General features: G+C 73.4%; 1 protein-coding gene. It reads right to left on the bottom strand.

What is annotated here, in order from left to right:
- On the bottom strand, nucleotides 1–4028 hold a 4028-nt coding region (locus KS423_RS40100; protein ID WP_224284660.1), incomplete at both ends, for a MupA/Atu3671 family FMN-dependent luciferase-like monooxygenase.

Genomic DNA, 4028 nt, shown 5'->3' with positions numbered 1-4028 from the left:
GTGCTCGGGGTCCCGGGCGGCCGCGGGGCCGCACTCCAGGGCCGTGTCGGCCTCGGCCGCGGGTACGGCGGTGAGCTCGGCGAGCGGGCGCTCCGGGTCGGCGACCGCGGCGGCGAGAAGCCGCTCGAAGGCGCCGAGCAGCCGGTCGATGGTGGCCCGGTCGAACAGGGTCTCGGCGTACTCCACGTGGCAGCGGATGCCGTCGGGCAGGCTGGTCAGGAAGAGGGTGAGGTCGAAGGCGGAGCGGTCCGCCACGTGGTCCAGCGGACGGGCCGTCACGCCGGGCAGGTCCAGTTCGAAGACCATGTGGTTCTCGAACTCGACCATGACCTGGAACAGCGGGTTGCGGCTGGTGTCGCGCTGCGGGTTCAGCTCCTGCACCAGTACCTCGAAGGGCAGCTGCTGGTGCTCGTAGGCGTCCAGCGCGGTGGAGCGGACCCGGCCCAGCGCCTCGGCGAAGGACGGCTCGCCGGAGAGGTCCAGGCGCAGCGCCAGGGTGTTGACGAAGAACCCGACCAGGTCCTCGGTGCCCTCGGCCCGGTTGGCCACCGGGGTGCCCAGCACGATCTCGTCCTGCCCGGCGTACCGCTGCAGGACGCCGGCGAAGCCGGCCAACAGCACCATGAACAGGGTCGAACGGCGAGACCGGGCCAACGCCCGCAGACTGTCGGAGAGTTCGGTGGGAAGGTGGTGGACGAAGGCGCGGCCGCGGCCGTCCGGCACGGCCGGGCGCGGCCGGTCGGTCGGCAGGGCCAGCACCGGCAGGTCGCCGCCGCCGCCGAACACCTTGCGCCAGTAGGCGAGGCTCTCGTCGTACTCGCCGGCGGCCACCCGGGCCCGCTCCCGGGCGGCCTCGCCGGCCGGGCCGGTGGTGAGCACCGGCAGCCGGGCGGTGCGGTCCTCCTGTGCGGCCAGGTACAGCTCGCCCAGCTCCCGGGTGATCACCACGGTCGACAGGGTGTCGATCACGATGTGGTGCATCGACAGGACCAGGACGTGCCGGTCGGGCGCCTGTTCCAGCAGCAGGGCACGGAACAGCGGGCCCTCGGCCAGGTCGAAGCGGTGTGCACCCTCGGCGGCGACCAGCCGGGTCACCTCGTCCTGCCCGGTCCCGTCGGACGCCACCCGCTGCAGCACCGGGCCGGCGGGCGGTGCCAGCACCTGCTGGAACGGTTCGCCGTCCTGCTCCCGGAAGACGGAGCGCAGCGCGACGTGGCGTTCGACCAGCCGGCGCAGCGCGGTGTCCAGCGCCTGCGGGTCGAGCGGGCCGTCCAGGGCGATCGCCTTGACCTCGTTGTACTGCCCGCCGTCGGGCAGCATCCGGTGCAGGAACCACATCCGCTGCTGGGCGTACGACAGCGGGGCGCCGCGCAGGGTGTCCCGGCGCAGGGCGTCGAGCTGCGGCAGGCCGGCCGCCACCAGGTCGGGGGAGAGCCCGAAGTCCACGAAGGCGGCGATCTCGTCCGCGCCGGCCGCCCGCAGCTCGGACAGCACCCCCTGGACGCTCTCCGGTGTGCCGATCAGCGCGCGGGAGGCGCAGTACCGCTCGTACGCACGCTCCAGCACGTACTCCAGGTCCTCCTCACGGGCGTTCTCGTAGTCCAGGGTCAGGCCCAGGCTGTTGGCCATCTGCCCGAACAGCGAGAGCGAGGACCGCAGGTAGTGGCAGAACGGCCGGTAGGCCTGCTCGCGCGCGGTGGCCAGGTCGGTGCCCAGGTAGGTGTGGACCAGCACGACCACCCGGCCGGCCTCCGGGTCGAGCCCGTGCTCGGCCCGGGTGCGCCGGTAGACCGCGATGTTCTCGGCCAGCTGCGCGACGTCCTGGGTCATCAGGTTGGTGATGACGCCGAGGTCGTGCCGGGCCGCCTCGCGGAAGCTGTCCGGGTTGCCGACGATCGCGGTGAACATGGGCGGCAGGTCCTGCAGGGGGCGCGGGTGCAGGGTCACCTCGATCGGCTCACCGTTGCCGTTGCGGCCCTGGTACGGCTCGCCGCGCCACAGCGCCCGGACGGTGTCGATCTGCCGGTGCATCAGCTCCTTGTGGCTGCCGTAGCGCTCGGGGAAGAACAGGAAGTCGTTGGGGTGCCAGCCGCTGGCGCAGCCCAGGCCGACCCGGCCGCCGGAGAGGTTGTCGACCACCGACCACTCCTCGGCGACCCGCACCGGGTGGTGCAGCGGCAGGACGGCGCAGCCCGCGTTCAGCCGGATCCGGGTGGTCTCCCGGGCCAGGGCGGCGGCCAGTACCGAGGGGTTGGGGAAGATGCCGCCGAAGGAGTGGAAGTGGCGCTCGGGCAGCCAGACGGAGTGGAAGTCGTGCCGGTCGGCGAAGCGGGCGCTCTCCAGGACGATGCGGTACTTCTCGTCCTCCGGGGAGTCCAGCGGGTAGTCGCCGAAGAAGTAGAGGCTGAAGTCCACCGGCCGCTGCGGGTCGCTGACCGGCTGGTACGCGACGGCCCGGGCGGGCGCGCCGCCCATGGTCTCGGCGGGCACCGGGAGTTCGGCGGCCGGCCGCGGGGCGGGCAGCCGGACGCCGGGCGAGGCCGGGAAGAAGCCGCCGCGCCGCAGGTCGCGCAGCGACTCGCGGACCGCGTCGATCACGAACTCCAGGTCGCCGTCGGTGTGGGCGGTGGAGAGGAAGAAGTTGCGCCACTCCCACACGTAGACCCCGCGGGTCAGCAGGTGCGGGAAGAGCAGTTCCATGTCGGCCCGGGGCTCGAACCGGAAGAGCGAGCCGAAGTGGGCCAGGCGCAGCGGGAACTCCTCCTCCTCGAAGAAGCCGTTCAGGGTCGCGGCCAGTTCGTCGGTGCGGGCGTTCAGCCGTTCCTGGAGGCCGGGGCCTGCCGCCTTCAGGTGGCGCAGCACCGCGCCCGCGGCGGTCATCGCCAGCGGGTGCTGGATGTAGGTGCCGCCGAAGAAGGTGGTGTCCTTGGGCGGGTAGCTGTCGTCCCCGTAGTCCCAGTGCCCGCCGTCGATGCCGTCCAGGATGTCCGCCCGCCCGGCGATCGCGCCGATCGGGTAGCCGCCGCCCAGCACCTTGCCGTAGGTGGACACGTCCGGGGTGACGCCCCAGAAGCCCTCGGCGCCGCGCAGGTGGGGCCGGAAGCCGGTGAGCATCTGGTCGAAGACCAGGACGATGCCGAGCCGGGCGGTCAGTTCGCGCAGCGAGCGGACGAAGTCGACGGGCTGGTGGCCGGGGTGGCGGCTCTGCACCGGCTCGACCAGGACGGCGGCGATCCGGTCGCCGTGCTCCTCGATGACCTTGAGGCTCTCCGGGTCGCCGTACCGCAGCACCAGCAGGTCCGCGACCGCGCTGCCCGGGATGCCGATGGACACCGGGACGGTCTCCCGTCCGGCGCCGTGGCCCAGCGTCCGGCCCAGGGTGTGGTCGAAGTGGCCGTGGTACGAACCCTCGAACATGACGATCTTGTCCCGGCCGGTGTACGCGCGGGCCAGCCGGATCGCCCCGGCGTTCGCCTCGGTACCGGAGTTGGCGAAGGCGACCCGCTCGGTGCCGGTCAGCTCGGCCAGCAGCTCGGCGGCCTCACCGGTCTCCGGACCACGCGGGCCCAGCCGCAGCCCCGAGGACAGGTGCTCGCGCACGGCCTCGGAGACGAACTCCGGATCGTGGCCGAAGAGCAGGACGCCGAAGCCCATGGTGATGTCGACGTACGGGTTGCCGTCGACGTCCTCCAACCGGGCCCCGTTGGCCCGGCGGGCGGCGAGCGGGTAGAGCATCTCCTTGGTGCCGGAGCGGAAGCCGACCACCGCGCGGCTGTCCGCCAGGGTGCGGCGGTGGCGGCGGGTGATCGCCTTGGAAGCGGTGGTGCGGGCGGTGAAGCGGGCGACCAGCTCGTCCACGTGGGCGCGCTGCTGCTCGGTCAGGCCGCCGGAGGCCATGCCGGACTCGCGGGAGACCGTCACCCGGGGGCCGTGCACCTGGGGGGCAGCCGGGGCCTGCGCAGCGGCGGGGGCCTCGGCGGCGGGCGCGGGGACGGCGGTAGGTGTCGGGACCGGGGCGGTGGCCGGCA

The sequence above is a fragment of the Streptomyces sp. LS1784 genome (assembly GCF_020103755.1).
Classification (GTDB): Bacteria; Actinomycetota; Actinomycetes; order Streptomycetales; family Streptomycetaceae; genus Kitasatospora.
Note: the sequence above shows the minus strand (reverse complement) of the source record. Positions and strands in the feature narration are given on the sequence as shown.